Origin of the sequence: Novosphingobium decolorationis, from assembly GCF_018417475.1 — a bacterium.
In the GTDB taxonomy this organism is placed as follows: Bacteria; Pseudomonadota; Alphaproteobacteria; order Sphingomonadales; family Sphingomonadaceae; genus Novosphingobium; species Novosphingobium decolorationis.
The window spans coordinates 2,114,959-2,132,014 of the sequence record NZ_CP054856.1 but is presented as its reverse complement, the minus strand read 5'-3'; the positions used below and the strand labels follow the sequence as shown (position 1 = coordinate 2,132,014).

Annotated in this window: 14 protein-coding genes; 4 read left to right on the top strand and 10 right to left on the bottom strand. The window is 66.4% G+C overall.

Annotation, left to right across the window (positions count from 1 at the left end):
* Positions 1-90 precede the first annotated feature (90 nt).
* Complete coding sequence (locus tag HT578_RS09785) at positions 91-1,332, top strand: serine hydrolase domain-containing protein (RefSeq protein ID WP_213503799.1); 1,242 nt, start codon at positions 91-93, stop codon at positions 1,330-1,332.
* A 113-nt stretch (positions 1,333-1,445) separates the two neighbouring features.
* Here the strand turns inward: HT578_RS09785 and HT578_RS09780 are convergent, their stop codons facing one another.
* From HT578_RS09780 to HT578_RS09770, 3 genes are all read right to left on the bottom strand, one after another.
* On the bottom strand, positions 1,446-3,752 hold the full coding sequence (locus tag HT578_RS09780) for a TonB-dependent receptor (RefSeq protein WP_213503797.1): 2,307 nt from the start codon (positions 3,750-3,752) through the stop codon (positions 1,446-1,448).
* Positions 3,753-3,931: 179 nt separating this feature from the next.
* Positions 3,932-5,008, bottom strand: coding sequence for a class I SAM-dependent methyltransferase (locus HT578_RS09775; RefSeq protein WP_213503795.1), 1,077 nt, complete (start codon positions 5,006-5,008; stop codon positions 3,932-3,934).
* Positions 5,005-6,402 (bottom strand): MFS transporter, encoded by a 1,398-nt coding sequence (locus HT578_RS09770; RefSeq protein WP_213503794.1) that lies wholly within the window; start codon positions 6,400-6,402, stop codon positions 5,005-5,007. The genes HT578_RS09775 and HT578_RS09770 overlap by 4 nt, the downstream gene beginning before the upstream one ends.
* A 236-nt stretch (positions 6,403-6,638) precedes the next feature.
* On the opposite strand from HT578_RS09770, the gene HT578_RS09765 reads away from it, so the two are divergent.
* On the top strand, positions 6,639-8,009 hold the full coding sequence (locus tag HT578_RS09765; RefSeq protein WP_239026577.1) for an FAD-dependent oxidoreductase: 1,371 nt from the start codon (positions 6,639-6,641) through the stop codon (positions 8,007-8,009).
* A gap of 65 nt (positions 8,010-8,074) precedes the next feature.
* Here HT578_RS09765 and HT578_RS09760 read toward each other — a convergent pair whose 3' ends face one another.
* Positions 8,075-9,007, bottom strand: a complete 933-nt coding sequence (locus HT578_RS09760) for a sulfotransferase domain-containing protein (RefSeq protein ID WP_213503793.1) — start codon at positions 9,005-9,007, stop codon at positions 8,075-8,077.
* An 88-nt stretch (positions 9,008-9,095) separates the two neighbouring features.
* Positions 9,096-10,235, bottom strand: a complete 1,140-nt coding sequence (locus HT578_RS09755) for a class I SAM-dependent methyltransferase (protein ID WP_213503792.1) — start codon at positions 10,233-10,235, stop codon at positions 9,096-9,098.
* 187 nt (positions 10,236-10,422) lie between these two features.
* On the opposite strand from HT578_RS09755, the gene HT578_RS09750 reads away from it, so the two are divergent.
* Positions 10,423-10,887, top strand: coding sequence for a nuclear transport factor 2 family protein (locus HT578_RS09750; protein WP_213503790.1), 465 nt, complete (start codon positions 10,423-10,425; stop codon positions 10,885-10,887).
* Positions 10,888-10,906: 19 nt separating this feature from the next.
* Here HT578_RS09750 and HT578_RS09745 read toward each other — a convergent pair whose 3' ends face one another.
* The 3 genes from HT578_RS09745 to HT578_RS09735 form a co-directional block, all read right to left on the bottom strand.
* Positions 10,907-11,224 (bottom strand): hypothetical protein, encoded by a 318-nt coding sequence (locus HT578_RS09745; RefSeq protein ID WP_213503789.1) that lies wholly within the window; start codon positions 11,222-11,224, stop codon positions 10,907-10,909.
* Positions 11,225-11,253: 29 nt separating this feature from the next.
* On the bottom strand, positions 11,254-12,663 hold the full coding sequence (locus HT578_RS09740; protein WP_213503788.1) for an MFS transporter: 1,410 nt from the start codon (positions 12,661-12,663) through the stop codon (positions 11,254-11,256).
* A 238-nt stretch (positions 12,664-12,901) separates the two neighbouring features.
* Entirely contained in the window at positions 12,902-13,741 is an 840-nt protein-coding gene (locus HT578_RS09735; RefSeq protein WP_213503786.1) for an SDR family oxidoreductase, read from the bottom strand.
* Between the two features lie 399 nt (positions 13,742-14,140).
* Here HT578_RS09735 and HT578_RS09730 point away from each other — a divergent pair, with 399 nt between their 5' ends.
* Positions 14,141-15,013 carry a DUF3089 domain-containing protein gene (locus HT578_RS09730; RefSeq protein ID WP_213503785.1) on the top strand — a complete coding sequence of 291 codons (873 nt, stop codon included), beginning with the start codon at positions 14,141-14,143 and terminating at the stop codon, positions 15,011-15,013.
* 78 nt (positions 15,014-15,091) lie between these two features.
* Here the strand turns inward: HT578_RS09730 and HT578_RS09725 are convergent, their stop codons facing one another.
* Both HT578_RS09725 and HT578_RS09720 read right to left on the bottom strand, forming a co-directional pair.
* A complete protein-coding gene (locus HT578_RS09725) occupies positions 15,092-16,078 on the bottom strand; it encodes an aldo/keto reductase (protein WP_213503783.1) in 987 nt (328 codons plus the stop codon).
* A 2-nt stretch (positions 16,079-16,080) separates the two neighbouring features.
* A complete protein-coding gene (locus HT578_RS09720) occupies positions 16,081-17,037 on the bottom strand; it encodes a Gfo/Idh/MocA family oxidoreductase (protein WP_213503782.1) in 957 nt (318 codons plus the stop codon).
* Positions 17,038-17,056 lie beyond the last annotated feature (19 nt).

Below are 17,056 nucleotides of genomic sequence, written 5' to 3'. Positions count from 1 at the left end.
GTTCGTCAGTTGAAAACGCGTGCAGTTCTGCATTCAGGTGCGCGGGAGGGCGGTGCAGAACAAGGGCCACGAGATCAGGAGAAACTCTGCATGAAGCGATCCTTCGCATCCCTTGCCCTGCCCACGCTGTTGCCCGCGCTGCTGGCCGGATGCGCCGCTTCGCCGGTATCCCGGACGCCCGCGCATGCCGATACCGCATTGAGCGAGGCCGAGGCCGAGGCGCTCTACCAGGAGCGATTTGCGCGCTACATGCGGCGCGAGCCCGGCGCAGGACTTGCCGGCTACGACACCCTCGCCCCGGTTGAGGGGACGGCGGACTGGACGCCGTTCCCGAACGGGGGCGGCGTGGCACCCGATGCCCTGGCGGCCGCGCGCGCCTATGCCGCGCAGGCCAACAGCTCCGCGTTTCTCGTCTGGCAGGGTGGGCATATCGTGAGCGAGGACTACTTCGGCGATATGACCGCCACCAGTCCGGTCGTTTCCAAGTCGCTGGCCAAGCCCCTGGCCACGATTGCAGTGGGCCGGGCCATGGCGGCAGGGCATATCGCCTCGCTCGACCAGCCGATGTCCGATTTCCTGACCGAATGGCAGGATACGCCCAAGGCCGCGATCACCATCCGGCAGGTCCTGGGGATGCGCTCGGGGCTCTTGCCGCAGGGCAGTTCCACCGATCCTGACAGCGTGCTCAACCGTTCGTACCTGCACCCCTTCCACGACCGGGTGCTGATCGAGGACTACCCGCTCGTGGATACGCCGGGCAGCCGCTATGAATACTCCAACGCCAATGGCGATCTTGTCGCGCTCTTGATCGAGCGCGCGACGGGTACCCCTTACGAGGAGTGGGTCGGCCGGGAGGTGCTGGCGAAGATCGGTGCGCGCGGGGGGCAGATCTGGATGGACCATCCGGGCGGCACGCCGCATTCGGGGTGCTGCGTCCTGCTTCCCGCCGAAAGCTACCTGCGCCTTGCCGTGCTGCTGGCGCAGGACGGAACCTGGGAGGGCGCGCGCCTGCTGCCCGAGGGCTTCGTCACGGCCATGCGCACGCCTTCGGCGCAGAATCCGCACGCCGGGCTCGGTGTCTACGTGGGCGCGCCCTATGTCGAGTGGCGCGGGCCGGCCAACCCGGAGCTGACCTATGGGCGCAGCTACCATTCCGAGCCTTACGCAGCTGATGACCTGTTCCTGTTCGACGGCAATTCCAACCAGGTGGTCTATGTGGTGCCCTCGCGCCAGCTGGTGGTCCTGCGCACCGGCGATAGCCCGCCCAAGGAGCCGGTCTGGGATAACACGGTGCTGCCCAACCTCATCCTGCGTGGGCTCTCCGCAAACTGAGCTTTCGCGCGCTGCGCAGATAAAAATGAAAGGGGCCCGGATCGTATGGATCCGGGCCCCTTTCTTTGGCTGCCTTGCCCCCGCACCTCGCGGCGCGGGGACAGGGCTTTCGATCAGTACTTTGCCTTGAGCGTGAGGCCCATGGTGCGGCGCTCGCCGTAGAACAGCTGGTAGCTGTTGCCCGAGGGAAGCAGCACGACGTAGGCATTCGAGACGTACTTCTTGTCGAAGACGTTACGCGCCCAGATGCTGAGGTCGAAGTTGCCGAAGGAGATGCCCGAGCGCGCGTTGAACAGCGTGCGCGAGGGAATCGTCGCCTCGTTGGCGGGCGTGGTGTACATCTTGTCCTGCCAGCTGACATCGCCGCGCAGGAAGAACGACCCGTTGTCCCAAGGCAACTCGGTCTGCCACTGCGCGCCGAACGAGCCCTTGGCGCGCGGCGTACGCTCGATCTGGTTGCCACCGACGCTGCCATCGGGGGTACAGACGATGCCGTCGCAGGGCGAAACCGTGCGGCTGAAACGCGCATCGACCGTCTCGTCGCTGTACTCGCCATGTGCATAGGAGAAGTTGGCGTCGAAGGACCAGTGCTCATCGGGATAGAACGCGGTGTCGAACTCCGCGCCATAGACGGTCGCGCTGCCCAGGTTCAGGACGATGTTCACCGCGTTGGGATCGTTGGCGTAAGTGTCTGCCGAATTGATCTGGATGTCGCTCCAGTCGGTGTAGAACAGGGCCGCGTTGAAGGTCAGGCGTCCGCCCATGAGAGTGTTCTTGGCACCCACTTCGTAGGTCCAGTTCGATTCCTCGCCATAGGTGCGCTGCGTGTCCGAGGCGGCCGTGGCGTTGAAGCCGCCCGCCTTGGTGCCGCGCGCGGCCGAGGCGTAGAGCAGGGTGTCGGCCGAGGCGTCGAATTCGGCGGTGAAGCGCGGGGTGAAGGCGCGGAAGGTGTCCGCATAGCCCATGCCATTGCGGTTGTTGAGGACCGAGAGGTCGGTCCAGGAATAGCGCCCCTCCGCCCCCAGGCGCAGGTTGCCCGAGGGCGAAGTCCACTGCGTTTCGCCGAAGACCGAGCGCACCAGCGTCGTCGTTGTCGTGTTGGTGAGCGTGAGGTTGAGCGTCGCATTCTCGGTGAAGGGCACGACCGGCTGGCCCTCGCTCAGCGGCGGGGCGTAGACGAGGTTGAAGTTGTAGTCGTCATCGCCCTTGGAGATGAACCCGCCGAACGCGAAGTCGAAGCTCGAGCCATCGTAGTCGACGCGCCATTCGTGCGAATCATAGTCGATCTCGCCGACCGGCGCGTTCTGGAAGACGCAGCTGGTAACGCAGTTCGACGGGTCGGACACGGTCATGTTGCCGATGCTGACATCGCCGGTCACTCGGCCGAACAGGTAGCTGGCGTTCCAGTGCGGGGCGAACTCGTAGGCGGCGTGGATGCGGGCGATCTGCGTGCTGGTCCAGGCGCCGTAGCTGCGCGGATCGACATTGGCGCGCGAACCGGTGCCAGGCACTTCGCCGCACATCAGGCTGGGATTTCCGCTGGCACGAATGGCGCCGCAGTTGAGCTGGCCGCTGGCTTCCTCATAGTCGGCGTTGGGGTTGGATTCGCGCTCGATGTCGAACTCGGAGTAGCTCGCCTCGATGACCATGCCGTCCGTCGGCCGGGCAATCGCCGAGACCGACCAGGAATCGTTGTTCCACCCGCCAATGCGCCCGTTCGTACCGGGGCTCACTCCGGCATCGGCCCAGGGGTTGGAGTTCTTCCAGGTGCCGTCGAACTCGGAGTGGTTGTAGGTGGCGGCAAGGCCGAACTGGTCGCTGATCGGCAGCTTGGCCTTCACGCTGGCATCGTAGCGATCATAGATCCCGGCGGTCACTTCGCCCTCGGCGGTGAAGCCGCCCTCGGTGGTGGCCTTGTAAGCGATGAAGTTGACGGCGCCGGCAAAGGCGTTGCGGCCGTAGCGTGCGCTCTGCGGGCCCTTGACCACCTCGACGCGATCAAGCGCGGCCACGCCCATGTCGACCGACCAGCTGCGCGGCATGTAGATGCCGTCGTAGAAGGTGGCGACGTTGGTTTCGAGCGCGGTCACGCTGGTCTGCGCCTGGGCGCGGATGACGGGGACCTGGAAACCGCTGGAATAGTTCTCGAAGCTGAGGCCGGGGGTGAAGCGCGCAATGTCGCTCATGCCTTCGACCGACTTCTTCTCCATCGTCTCGTCGCTGAGCGCGGTGATCGACATCGGCACTTCCTGGATGCTCTCCGCACGGTTGCGCGCGGTGACCACGATGGTGCCGGCCGGCTGGTTCTCGCTCGCGGCCGGAGCCTCCTGGGCCTGAGCGGTACCGGGCAGCGCGATGGCGAGCGCGCCCAGCGCGATCGAACACAGGGCCTGCGTCTTGTAGGTATGGCGATGGATCATGGTTCCCCCTGGATGGTCGTAATCGGGCGCATCGGCCCGCGTCTCCTCGGGGGGAAGGTGTCCCGTTGGCAGCGCGCCCCCAAACCATTTGGGGGGCGCTGTTCAAGGGGTGAATTTGCAAGGCGCTCTTGCGTTCCTCGCTGTTCGCAGGGTGAACGCAGGAGCGCGGAAAGGAGGCTTCAAGCTGGCTTGCGGCCCTGGACGACGTGGGGATAGATGCCGTGCGCCGTCACGTCGACGAAGCCCGCCGCGCGCGCCACCTCGGCAAGATCGAGGCTGGCCGATTCGCGCCAGAACGGCTCGCCGCCCAGCCGCGCGCCGCTGTCTGCGCGCCAGACCGAAAGCTTGTCCATGTCGGCGTAGCGGGTGACGTCGGACATGATCATGTCACCACCCGGCTCCAGCACCCGGAATGCCTCGGCGAAGACGGCGCGGATCACGTCGGCGGGGATCTCGTGGAGCAGGATGTAGGAGGCGACGAGGTCGAAGGAGGCATCGGCAAAGCCGGTGTCCTCGGCGGGGCGCTGGTAGAGCTTCCAGGCCCAGCCGTGCGCGTTGCCGATGCGCTGGGCGTGTTCGAGAACCCGCAGCGAAAGGTCGACGCCGGTGATCTCGGCCGCGGGGTAGGTCTCCTGCAGGGCCTGCGTGAAGTGGCCGGTCGAGGCGCCCATGTCGAGGATGCGTGTGTAGTCCTCACGCGGGGCCATCGCGGCGACCGCGCGGCGCTGCGTGTAGATGCCGCCGGGATAGAGCGCTTCCACCAGCTTGCGGTGGACGATCTCGCCGTGGATGTAGCCTTGCATCGCGTGGTCTTCCCAGCCGCCCGCCGTGCGGTGGAAGTTGACGCCCTCGAAATAGGCCGGGGGCCCTGCGCCTTCGGGCGCGGGCTCGAGCGTGGTTGGTCCTTGCGACTGGTAGCGCTCGATCACGGGATCGATGGTTTCGCGCACGTCCTCGAAGGCCTCGCGCGCGACGAGGCCGTGCATGCGCGCGTGGTATTCGCCAAGCAGCTGGCTGGTGCGATAGGCGGGGCTTGCCAGGCAGGACTGGCTGAGCTGCCGGTCGCGCAGGTCGAGATCATCAGGAAGAACCGCCGGGTCGGGCAGCATCTCGGCCTGCTCCGCGCTCACCTGGCTGCGCAGCGGCTGGCCGCCGCGCGCAAGGTGGATCATGAAGTCGAGCGAGGCGCGCCCACGCTGCTGCGCGGTGAAGGCCAGCGGGTTGTCGGTGTGAGGTGCGGCAAGGGTGTCGGTCACGAGACGTCCTCCTGCTTGAGTTTGTATCCGGCAAGCAGCGTGATCGCCGCGATGCTCAGGAAGCCGGGAATGTAGCATACGCCGAGCAGCAGCGCCTGCCGGATTTCCGGCGTGCGCATGGCCTCGGGCGGCAGCGTCTTGTCGAACCCGGCGAGCGAGAGCGCGATGCCCACGATCAGCGGTCCGACGGCGAACGTGAATTTCTCGGTGAAGCTGTAGAAGGCGGTGTAGACCCCCTCGCGGCGAACGCCGGTGCGCAGCGCGTCGAAGCTGATGATGTCGGTCAGCATGGACATCGCCATGATGACGTTGGCGCAGGCCCCGAACGAAACCACGGCCATGCGCAGCACGTAGAAGATCAGCGGCTCGGTCGGCGAGGCGAAGTACCAGCTTAGCACGGCCAAGAGGTAGAAGCTGCCGCCCACGATGTAGGTCTGGCTCTTGCCGATCTTGCGCGAAAGCCGGACGAGGAGCGGGGCGGAGGCGAGCTGGACCAGCGTGCCCACGACGGCAGCGGGCGCCAGGATCGTGAGGTCGCGCTGGAGTACGTTCAAGAGGAAGAACATCGCGGCGGCCTGCGAGGATGCAACGCCGATCAGCTGCGTGGCCTTGACCCCGAGCAGGCGGATGAAGTGGCGGTTGGAGAAGACGTGGCCGATTTCGCTGAGGATCTTCGGGCGCTCCACCTGGCTGGCGGTGAAGCGCGCGCTGCGCGTGCCCAGATAGGCGATCATGGTCGCTCCGAAGATAATCGCCCCGCCGCATAGGCCAATCACTGTGTAGGAGAACTGGCTGGTGCGCCCTAGCGCCTCGAGCGCGATGGGCGAGATCGTGCCCACCACCAGCGAGGCGATCGCGACATACATCATGCGCACGCCGTGGATGGCCGAACGCTCGTGGTAGCTGTCGGTCATCTCGGCTGGCATCGACATGTAGGGCACGTTGAAGAGCGCGTAGCCGCAGGTGTAGATGAGGAGGGCGCCGAACACGTAGGAGGCGCGCAGGACTTCGCTCGCGAACATCGGTGTCGTGAAGATCATGATGTACGAGCCCGCGCAGGCGAACGAGCCCCACAGCAGGAACGGGCGGCGACGGCTGCCGGTGGTGCGCAGACGGTCGCTCCAGGTGCCGACGACCGGATCGGTGACCACGCCCAGCAGCTTGCTGACGAAGATCAGGGTCCCTGCCAGAGCCGGGTCGATCTGCAGCACGCTCACCATGTAGAACAGGATCAGGCCACCGATCGAGTTCATCAGGATCGCGATGCCCAGCGCGCCCGAGCCCCAGCTGTACTGCAGGCGCAGCGGAACCTGGCGCGGGTTTTCGATGGTATCGCGGGCCGGATCGGGCAGGAACGTGGCCTCCCCGCTGGCGTCGGCGACCTTGCTTGTCATCTTGGCTTCTTCCCCACTCGTCTCGCACGCATCGTGCACGAAGGGCAAGGCTACCGCGCACATGGGCGCAAGGCGCGCGCTCATTCGGTGCGAATTCATGTGATGAACAGCCGCTTGCCAGAGGCCGGGGGCGCAGCTGTTCACCTGCTGAAAACAGCGCGCTTCAAGGCAGGACAGGCGGGCATGCGACGCTAGTGTGCGCGGTCTGTTTCGAGATGACGAAGGAAGACCAGACGATGAGCGATACCCTGCATTTCCCGGTCGTTGTCGTGGGCGCCGGGGGCACGGGGCTCACCGCCGCGCTGGCCGCGCACGATGCGGGCGTGGAGGCGCTGGTGATCGAGCGCGACGCGACCCCGCTCGGCTCCACGGCGATGTCGACAGGGCTCATTCCGGCCTCGGGCACGCCCGAACAGGCTGCGCAGGGTATTGCCGATTCCCCGGAACTGTTCGCGCAGGACATCATGGCCAAGACCAAGGGGCTGACCGATCCCGATATGGCGCTTGCCATCGCGCGCGAGTCGGTCGAGACGATTGCCTGGATGCGCGACGAACACGGCGTGCCGCTCGATCTGGTCGATGGCTTCCTCTATCCCGGCCACAGCGTGCGGCGCATGTACGGGACGCCCAACCGCACCGGGGGCGAGCTGATGGCCGCGCTGGAGGACGCCTGCGGGAAGGCCGAGATCCCGATCCTGACCGAGGCGACCGTGGAAGAGGTGCTGCATGACGGCGCGCGGGTGACAGGCGTGCGCTACCGCCGTCCCGATGGCGCGCTGGAGGATGTCACCTGCGATGCGCTGATCCTCGCCTGCTCAGGCTTTGCGGGCAATCCCGAGATGGTGGCAAAGTTCATCCCCGACATGGCCGCGGCCACCTTCCACGGTCATCCCGGCAACAAGGGCGACGCGGTGCGCTGGGGCGAGGAACTGGGCGCGCAGCTGGAAGACATGACCGGTTACCAGGGGCACGGGGGTCTGGCCATGGGGCACGGTATCCCGATCCTGTGGCCGCTCATCATGGAAGGCGGCTTCCAGGTGAACCTGGAGGGCAAGCGCTTCTCCGATGAAAGCGCGGGCTATTCCGAGCAGGCCGCCAAGGTCAACGCGCAGCCCGAGCATGTCGCCTGGTCGATCTTCGATGAGCGCCTGCACCAGCTCATGTGTGCCTTTGACGACTACCGTGATGCCCTGAAGGCAGGCGCGGTGGTGAGCGCGCAGACCCTCGAGGAACTGGCCGAGAAGACCCGCCTTCCGGCCAGGGCGCTTGGCGCCACGCTGGCCGATGTCGCCGCGATCGCGCGGGGGGAGGCGCAGGATGCCTGGGGGCGCCGTTTCGAGGAGCGCCACTTGCTCGAAGCGCCCTACTACGCCGCGCGTGTCACGGGAGCGCTGTTCCACACCCAGGGCGGCCTCGTTGTCGATGCCGAGGCGCGCGTATGCGGCGTGGACGGCACGCCGCTGCCCAATCTCTTTGCCGGTGGCGGCGCGGCGCGCGGGATCTCGGGCACGGGCTCCTACGGGTATCTCGCGGGCAACGGGCTCCTTGCGGCAACGACGCTGGGCAAGGTGGCCGGGCGCAGCGCGGCGCGGCTGGTCGAAGGCTGAGTTCAGGGCGTTCCGTCCGCTCCGTGCGGGCAGAGAACCCGCGAAATGAGCGCAGCCCTGGCTCCTCAGGGCAGAGGGCCGCCGGTGTAGTACCACTCCAGCGCCGCGGGATCGGGGCAGGTGGCCTCGCCCACCCGGCGCAGGTCTGCAGCAATGCTGGCGGTCATGCCATCCTCACGGGCGTGGCCGGTCTCGCCCTTGCGGATCATCGCGCCTGGCCCCAGCACCGGGCTGGGGCATACAGTGGGCAGCTCGAAGCGTGATTGGTGGGCCTTCATCCACGCGAACGAGGTGTATTCCAGGACCCGCGACCAGGCCGCATCGTCGAGCGAGATCCCGAGGAAATCGGCGACCTTGTGGATCGTCCCTGCATGGTCGCGCTTCATGTCGCCAAAGTGCAGGAAGAGCACGTTGGGCGCGGCGCGCAGTGGCCACCAGGCGTTGAGGAAGCCGAAAAAGCCCTGCGCGTGCATGCCGCTCTTCGCGATGATGTCGGCATAGAAGGTGGCGAAGTCCGAACGGCACAACATGTTGCGCGGGAGGCCCCAGAGGTCGAACCAGGCATCGGTATGCTGGGCCAGGAATGGCATCACCGATACGAGCGCCTCTTCGGGATTACGCAGCACCACGATGTAGCGAACCTGCGCGCTATCCCGTCCGTCCAGATAAGGGACCACGGGCGGCGGGGAGTGGGTCTTGAAGGCGCGCGGACGGTCGGCAGGCATGGTGCACAGGCGCGCGTGGACATCCGCAGGCGTATCGCCCGGATGGCGCAGGAACTCGATCCACGGGACTTCGGCGTAGATGTCCTCGAAGGCATGGCAGCCAGCGTTCAGCAACTGGTGGACGATGTTCATCGTCCAGGTCGTGCCGCTTTTGGCGGGAACCGAGATGACGATGTCGCCGTCGCGCCAGGCGATGTCCTGCTGGATCGCGGGTAGGATCCAGGGAATGCCTGCTTCGTCCCTGGTCCCGCTCATGTCGTCGGTCCCGCTCATATCCTTACCCCCCTCTCCCGGAAGGAGGCAGGTTAGCGCGTGATCGAGGACAGAAGCGAGCCTTGCCGCAATTTAATCGGGCTGCGCCTCAGGGCTTCACCGCGCGCGTGACCCAGGGGTAGGACTGGGCGCCCAGGCCATAGGCCTCGACCTCGACGAAGCCCGCTGCGCGCAGTTCGTCCTCCCAGTTGGCAAGGCACGCTTCGCGGAAATAGGGTTCCTCGCGGTGGTCGTTGTCCCATTCCAGCAGGACGGCGGTGAACATGTCGACCGCGCGGAACGGGGGCGGGTCGGAGATCACGATCTCACCTCCGGATTTGAGGATGCGGAAGGCCTCGGCGAACATCTCGCGGTTCACGGGAACGGGCGCTTCGTGGTGAACGGCGTAGCTGAAGACAGCGTCCACGCTTTCGTCGGCCTCGCCCGTCGTGCGCGCGTCGCACTGGCGCAGGTCCACCTTGAGGCCCATCTTCTCGGCGAGGCGGTGGCCCTCTTTCAGGCCCCGGCCGTTGAGGTCACAGCCGATCAGTTCGGCCTCGGGGAAGACCTTGGAGATCGCCAGCAGGGTGAACACGCTGCCACAGCCGATTTCAAGGATGCGCGTGTGGTCCCGGCGGCGGAACTGCTGGACGACATCGATGCGCTGCCCGCCAATGTTCGAGCCCGGCGGCACGGCAGCAAAGCCGCCGTAGCGGAACACGCGCCCGATCCCGGCGCCCTTGGTGCCCAAATCGTAGCCATCGACGCCGATGGGCGCGAGGTGGAAGTGGATGCCCTCGTACCAGTCCGGGAGCGGTGCCTCGGGATCGAGGGCGAGGCTGCCGCCCGCGCTGTTCACCGGCAGGCTATCGAGATGCTCGTGCATCGCGCGCATTTCCTCGGCGGCGACGAGGTTGCGGTTCATCATCTCTTCGGCGACGTAGCGCTGGGCGAAGCGTTCCATGCGGTAGTTGGGAAGGCTGGCGGCCAGATCCTTGGCCTTGTCGACGCGCTCCGCAATGGCTTCGGGCGTATCGGCGGTGCCGGTCGCATGCGCTTCGGTGAGCGCGCGGCCTTCAGGGCTTGTCTCGAAGTCCTGGCGTGCGGCCTCGCGCGTGGCGACCGAGGTGAACTTGAGGATGCCGCCCAGCACGTCGAGCCCGGCGCGGCTGCGCTGCGACATGGTCTGGGACGCGACGGGCATCCGCACGGCTTGTGTGCCGGTTTCTTCCGATTTCGCCTCACTCATTTCTCGCCTCCATCCTCGGCTCGGGCATCAGTGTCTACCTCCTGGCAGGGTGCGGCAAGGGCCCCGGCCACGCGCGCTTTTTCCGAGGCGCTGTTCAACAGGTGAGCAGGCGGCGCATCGGGACTGCGGGAAAGGCCCTGGGGCGTGCTGCGATGCGCGCACGATCCAGCACAGGAGGACAAGGACGATGACGGGTTCGAAATGGCGCATCGGCGCACTGATGGCCGCACTTGTGGCCGGGGCGGGCAGCGCGCCTGTCCGGGCGGACGAGACCGAGAACGCGCGCGCGGCGATCTGGACGCTGGAGCAGGCGATCTACGATGGGCGGAGCAAGGGCGATGTCTCGGCCTACGCGAACACGACCGCAAAAGGGTACATGGCCTGGCCGCCGGTGCTGGCGGCGCCGATGCGGGTGGACGGGTTTGATGCCGCCCTTGCCAATCCGCAGGCCTCGCAGGAGGAACTGGCGATGGAGCTGATCGACTTCACCCTGCACGGCGAGACGGCGATCATCTACTACCGTACCCACCGCACGCGGCTTGCCGACGGGACGCCCGCCGACGACCGCTTCGATGTCACCCACACCTGGATCCGAGAAGATGGCGCCTGGCGTGTTCTGGGCGGCATGGCGCGCAGCCAGGTCCTTCCCTGATCGCCCGGGAGCGTGCCGGTTACTCGGCGGTGAAGCCGGCGCGCTCCAGGATCTTCTGGTAGGTGCGCTCCTTGGCCGCAAGTGGCGCGCCCATGACCGAGGCGATCATGCGGTCGCGCAGCGCTTCCACCTTGGGCTCGCGCTCGGGCGTCCATTCAAAGCTCTCCACGCTGCCGGCTTCGAGCACGCCCTTGTCCTCGAGCAGTTCCTCCACGACGGCGAGGCGGTCGCGCGTGATCCACAGCTCGGAAAGCAGGCTCATCACCATGCGCGCAAGATCCTCGGTGTCCATGGCTTCGAGATAGCGGTGTGGGGGCGGGGTGGATGGACTGGACATGGAAGAGGTGGCCTTTCGTGGAAATGGGATCATGCGGGTGCGAGCGGCATCCGGGCTTCGAGCTGGCGGGTCTCAAGCTGAACGATGCGCCGCTGGATCACCGCGTGGCGGCGCTGGTCGATGGGAAAGCGCCAGATGATGAGCGCGCCGCCGATCTTGAGAATTGCGGGAAGCAGCGCGACGGTGAAGAGCATGCCGAAGGCGGCGGTCGCATCGTTGGTGGCGTCCGCGCGGGCATCGTAGCCAAACAGGCTGAGAAGCAGGAACGCCGCGCCCGCGCCGATGGCCAGCGCCACCTTGTTGGTGAGAAGGTAGAAGGCGAAATAGCCCCCGGTGCGCTGCTCGCCGGTGCGCAGGCGCCCGTAGTCGGCAACATCGGCCAGGATCGCGGGGCTGATGACGACGATGGCCGAGGCCCCCGCACCGATGAAGACGATGACGACGAAACTGATCGCGAGGATCGTGTCGAGGCTCATCGTGGCGACATCGACGAACCAGTAGCCCTGCATCGCAAGGCTGGAGATCGTGACCGCCACGACATAACTCTTGTGCTTGCCGAAACGTCCCGCCGCCCAGATCCACAGCGGCATGGAGGCGGCCATGGTGATCGCGAAGACGGTCATCAGGTAGGGGTACCAGGCGCCGAGTTTCAGGTAGCCATCATAGAACGTGAAGATGATCTGCAGGATCCCCATGCCCATCCCGCACAAGGTGAAAGAGGCCAGGTAGATCCACAAGGGCTTGTTGGAACGCACCGATTTCAGGAAGCCGATCAGTTCGGGGCGCTTGGCGGGAAGCGCGATCCCCTTGGGCGCGAAGAAGAAGCTGATGCCGATGGTCACGGGAAAGATCACTGCGGCCGCCACGAAGAAATAGGCGAGCATGTCGATCGAGTAGGCCGAGCTTTCGCTGAGGCCGAACCAGGCGACCGCGATCGGCAGGACGTAGTTGCCCAGGCTCCCCAGTTGGGTGACGATGGCCTTGGCCCCGGTGATCTTCGAGCGCGCCTTATATTCGGTGGTCAGCTCCGCGCCCCAGGACTGCTGGTTGATGTCGATCATCGTGAAGCCGAAGTCGTAGAGTGCCTTCCACGCGACGAGGTAGACAAGGCCGACCGGTCCGCTCGGGCGCAGCAGGAAGAAGGAGGCGATGAGGCACAGCAGGCCGCCCGCCACGATCCAGGGCTTGCGTGCGCCCCAGCGCGTGCGCGTGCGGTCCGAGACGTAGCCCATGAGCTGGTCGGTGACGGCATCGAACACCCGCAAGGTGACAAGCACGCCGCCCAGCGCGGCAAGGTCGATCCCGAATTCCTTGGCGTAGAGCTGGGACACGTAGGCCATCATCGGCATCTGCAGCAGGCCCGGCCCGAAGGCGGCGAGTGCGAAGGTGATGAGGGCGACGGTGCTTGGCTGCGTGGCGGCTCGTCTCGTCTGGGTCATGGGGCGAGTGTGCCGCAAGAGGTGCGTTGGGGCAGGGGGCTTTGCGCAGCGCTGTTCATCTGCCGAGAACGGAGGGAAAAGAAAGGAGACTAGTACAAGGGGGCATCGCCCCTTGCCCCCCAAACGGGCGAGCTCACCTTTTTCAGCCAACGCCGCGTGCGGGAGGTGAGCTGGACAGTTTTGGGAGCCCGAGGGCGATGGCCCTCGGAAAGATTCTAGGGTCTTCGCTTGTCTCGCCTCATCCCCCAGGAAGGTTCGCTTGCGATGCACCGCCCGCGAGCTCGGGATAGGCCGAAAGCACTTCGCGCCGACCACTGCGGGCGCGTTCGCGGATCTTGCGGCGGGTGAGCCAGTGGAAGGTCTTGCCGTGCTTGGTGTTGGTGTCGACGATGCGCGCGGCCCAGCGCCCGATGGTGGCGGGGTGATCGGCAATGAGGTTGACCTGGGCGCGGCGTTCCGGGGGCATGCCGCCTGTCTTGCGGTTCTCGCGCAGGAACCCTTCGGTGATGACGAGGCCGGGGCTCAGCGATCCGGTGAGGACGGGCGTGCCCAGCGTCTCCTCGGCCAGGCAATCCATGAGATAGGTGACCGCCACCTTGCTGGCTGCATAGCCGCTCATCTGGGGGACAAGGCTGCCGTCGGCCCCTGCGCCGAGCATGGTGTAGAGAGCGCCGGCGTGTTCGGCCTGCGCGAAGCCGCGAATGGCGGTGCGGCAGCCGTGGACCACGCCCATGACATTGACGTCGAGCATGGAGCGCATGTCCTCGTCGGTGATCTGCATGAGCGGGCCACCAAGCGCGAGACCGGCGTTGTTGATCCAGATATCGACCTTGCCCATCTGCACGCAGGTCTGGGCCCACAGCGCGTTGACGTCTTCGGGGCGGGTGACGTCGCAGGCAAGGCCCAGCGCACTTGCAGGCATGTCGCGGCCGATCTCCTCGGCGACCGCGCGGGCCTCCTCGGCGTTGGTGGAAGAGACGACCACGTTGATCCCGCGCGTCAGGAGCGCCTCGGCAAGTGCGCGTCCGATCCCGCGTGTGCTGCCGGTGACAACGGCGGTCTTGCGGCTCTCGGGCATCCTCGTGTGTCCTTTCCTTCAATCCCTGGTGCTGCCCAGGTCCCCTGCCGGGCAATGGGCCCTGCCGGTGCGCAAATGGCCAGCGCGGCGAGAGGGGCTGTTCAAACAGCGAGAGACGGTGGATCGTGTCCTGTCACACCTGTGACCTGCTGCGTAGCGAAGAGCATGGATCACAGGAGAAGGTGCACAGTGGGAATTTCGGGGGGTGTCATGCTGAGAGGAATACTTGCATTCGGTCTGGGGACGGCGGGCACATCAGGCCCGGCGTCTGTGGGGGAGGAAGGGCCAGCGCCCTTTGCTGAAAGTACGGCTCCGCCTGCGCCTGACTATGCCCACCCGCGTACCTGGGCCGCCTGGCCCGGACGCCCTTCGCGCGCCTTGCAGCAGCCCGGCGGTGGGTTGGCGCAGGGCAGAGCGCACGCGGTCGACGTCTTCTACGTCCACCCGACGAGCTTCCTGTCACGCAGCGCCTGGAATGCGGATGTCGCCGATGGCCCGACCAATCGCTGGACCGATATCTCGGTGCTGGCGCGTCAGGCGAGCGCGTTCAACGCCTGCTGCCGGATCTACGCGCCGCGCTACCGCCAGGCCTCGCTTGCGGCCGTCCTCGACGGCGAGGAAGGGCCGCGCGCCTACGATCTGGCCTATGGTGATATCTCCCGCGCCTTCGCGCACTATCTGGCTGAGGCCAACGACGGTCGGCCCTTTGTTCTCGTGGGCCACAGCCAAGGGGCCTTGATGGTGCGTCGCCTGCTGCAGGAGCACGTGCGCGGCACGCCGCTCGCCGCGCGCATGGTTGCGGCCTATGTTGTCGGGGTGGCCGTGCTCGAGGGGGATTTCGCCCATGATCTGGCCGGGCTTTTGCCATGCCGGGGAGAGGATGACACCGGCTGCGTGCTCAGCTGGAACACCTTTCAGGCGGGCAGCGATGCGCAAAGCTACCGCGCGCGGGCGCAGGGCCCCTTCCTCGCCGCCCATCCCGAAGGGGATGCACGACTGCTGTGCAACGACCCGGTGACGCTTGCCGGGCGCGCACGCGGGAGCGGGGCTCTGCCCGGAAAGGCGGGCGAGGGGAACCTGCAGGCGCTTGTCGCTGGCGCGGTCTCGGTGACCTGCGAGGAGGGCATTGCCATGCTCGAGGTCGATCCGGCGCTGGAATATGCACCGCTTCCCGCCGGGAACCTGCATTACCACGACATCGCGGCCTTCTACGCCGATATTGCGGCGGACGTTGCGCGCCGGATCGCGGCGTTCCAGGGTGCGCACAGCTGATGCGAAAAGCCCTCCCGCGGCAGGCCGGGGGAGGGCTCTTGGGCTGACGCCGGGGCGCTGTTCGTCAGGCTCTGGGGCTCAGACGTAGTCCTCGGTGTCGATGGTGCCGCGCATCACTTCGGGATAGCGGTGGCCATGCACGCTCTCCTGGTTGATGAGGGCGGCGGCCTTTTCCAGCACTTCGGCCGGGACATCGCATGTGGCGGCCGCATTGTTCTCTTCCCAGTGCGCGACCGAGCGGGTGCCCGGGATCGCGTGGACGTTCTCGCCCTGGGCAAGGACCCAGGCCAGCGCCAGCTGGGCGGGCGCCACACCGGCCTCGGCGGCGAGCGCGTTGAACTGCTGGATGAGTTCCAGGTTGGCGGGCCAGTTCTCGGGCAGGAAGCGCGGATGCGTGCGGCGCAGATCCTTCTCGGTGAGCGTGGCCGGATCGGTCAACTCCCCGCACAGTGCGCCGCGCGCGACCGGCGAGAAGGCCACGAGGGCGATGCCCAGCTCCTTCGTCGCTTCCAGAACGCCCAGTTCGACGTTGCGCGTCCACAGCGAATACTCGGTCTGGACCGCGGCCATCGGGTGCACGGCATGGGCTTCACGGATGTGGGCCGAGGACCACTCCGAGACGCCGTAGGAGCCGATCTTGCCCGCTTCCATGGCGCGCACCATGGCCCCCACCGAATCCGCGATGGGCACCTTGGGATCGAATCTGTGCATGTAGAACAGGTCGATGTGGTCGGTGCGCAGGCGCTCCAAGCTCGCCTCGATCGAGGCGGTGATCGCGTCCGGGCTGCAGTCGATGCCGCGGCGGGCGCCATCGACGATGATCCCGGTCTTGGTGGCAAGGAAGAACTCGTCGCGCCGGTCCATGATCGCGGTGCCCAGGATCTCTTCCGAGACACCCTTGCCGTAGATGTTGGCCGTGTCGAAATGGTCGCAGCCATTGTCGAGCGCGTGGCGGAACAGAGCCTCGGCATCCGCCCTTTCGGGCGGATTGCCATAGGCCCAGGCCACGTTCATGCAGCCAAGCCCGACGGGATTGAGGGCCTTGCCGTTGATCGTGCGGGTCATGCTCAGGACCAGCCGTCCTGCGCTTCGAGGCTGGCGGCGAGTTCACCGATCACGCGGTAGCAGTCGAGCACCTTGCCGACCGAGGAGTTGGGCTCGCGCCCTTCCTGGATCGCGGCCACGAATTCGCGGTCCTGCAGCTCGATGCCGTTGTTCGAGACGGTCACGCCGGTAAGGTCGATTTCTTCCTCGCGGCCGTTCACAAGGTCATCGTAGCGCGCGATGTAGGTCTCGCTGTCGCCGATGTAGCGGAAGAACGTGCCGAGCGGGCCGTTGTTGTTGAACGAGAGCGAGAGCGTGCAGATCGCGCCGGTTTCCGCCTTGAGCTGGATCGACATGTCCATCGCGATGCCGAGTTCGGGGTGCTTGGGCCCCTGCAGGACGTTGGCCGAGACGATCTTGCCCGACTGGTAGGCGAACAGGTCGATGGTGTGCGCGGCGTGGTGCCACAGCAGGTGGTCGGTCCACGAGCGCGGCTGGCCCTTGGCGTTCATGTTCTTGCGGCGGAAGAAGTAGGTCTGCACGTCCATCTGCTGGACGTTGAACTCGCCGGCCTCGATCTTGTTGTGCACGTACTGGTGCGAGGGATTGAAGCGGCGGGTGTGCCCGACCATGCAGACAAGGCCCGTTTCCTTCTGCTTGGCGACGACCGCTTCGGCCGCTTCCCAGCTGTCCGACAGGGGGATCTCGACCTGCACGTGCTTGCCCGCATCCATGCAGGCGATGGCCTGTTCGGCGTGCATCTGGGTCGGCGTGCACAGGATCACGGCATCGACATCGGGCAGGGCGAGCGCTTCGGAAAGCTCGGTGCCCGAGTGGGGTGCGCCGTACTTGGCGGCGACTTCGGCGGCCTGGTCGGCACGGCGCGAGATGACCGAGGCGATTTCGACACCGTCGATGTTCTTGAGGCCGTCGAGGTGCTTTTCACCGAAGGCGCCGGCGCCGACGAGAGCTATACGCATGAGGGGGAACTCCTTGGTC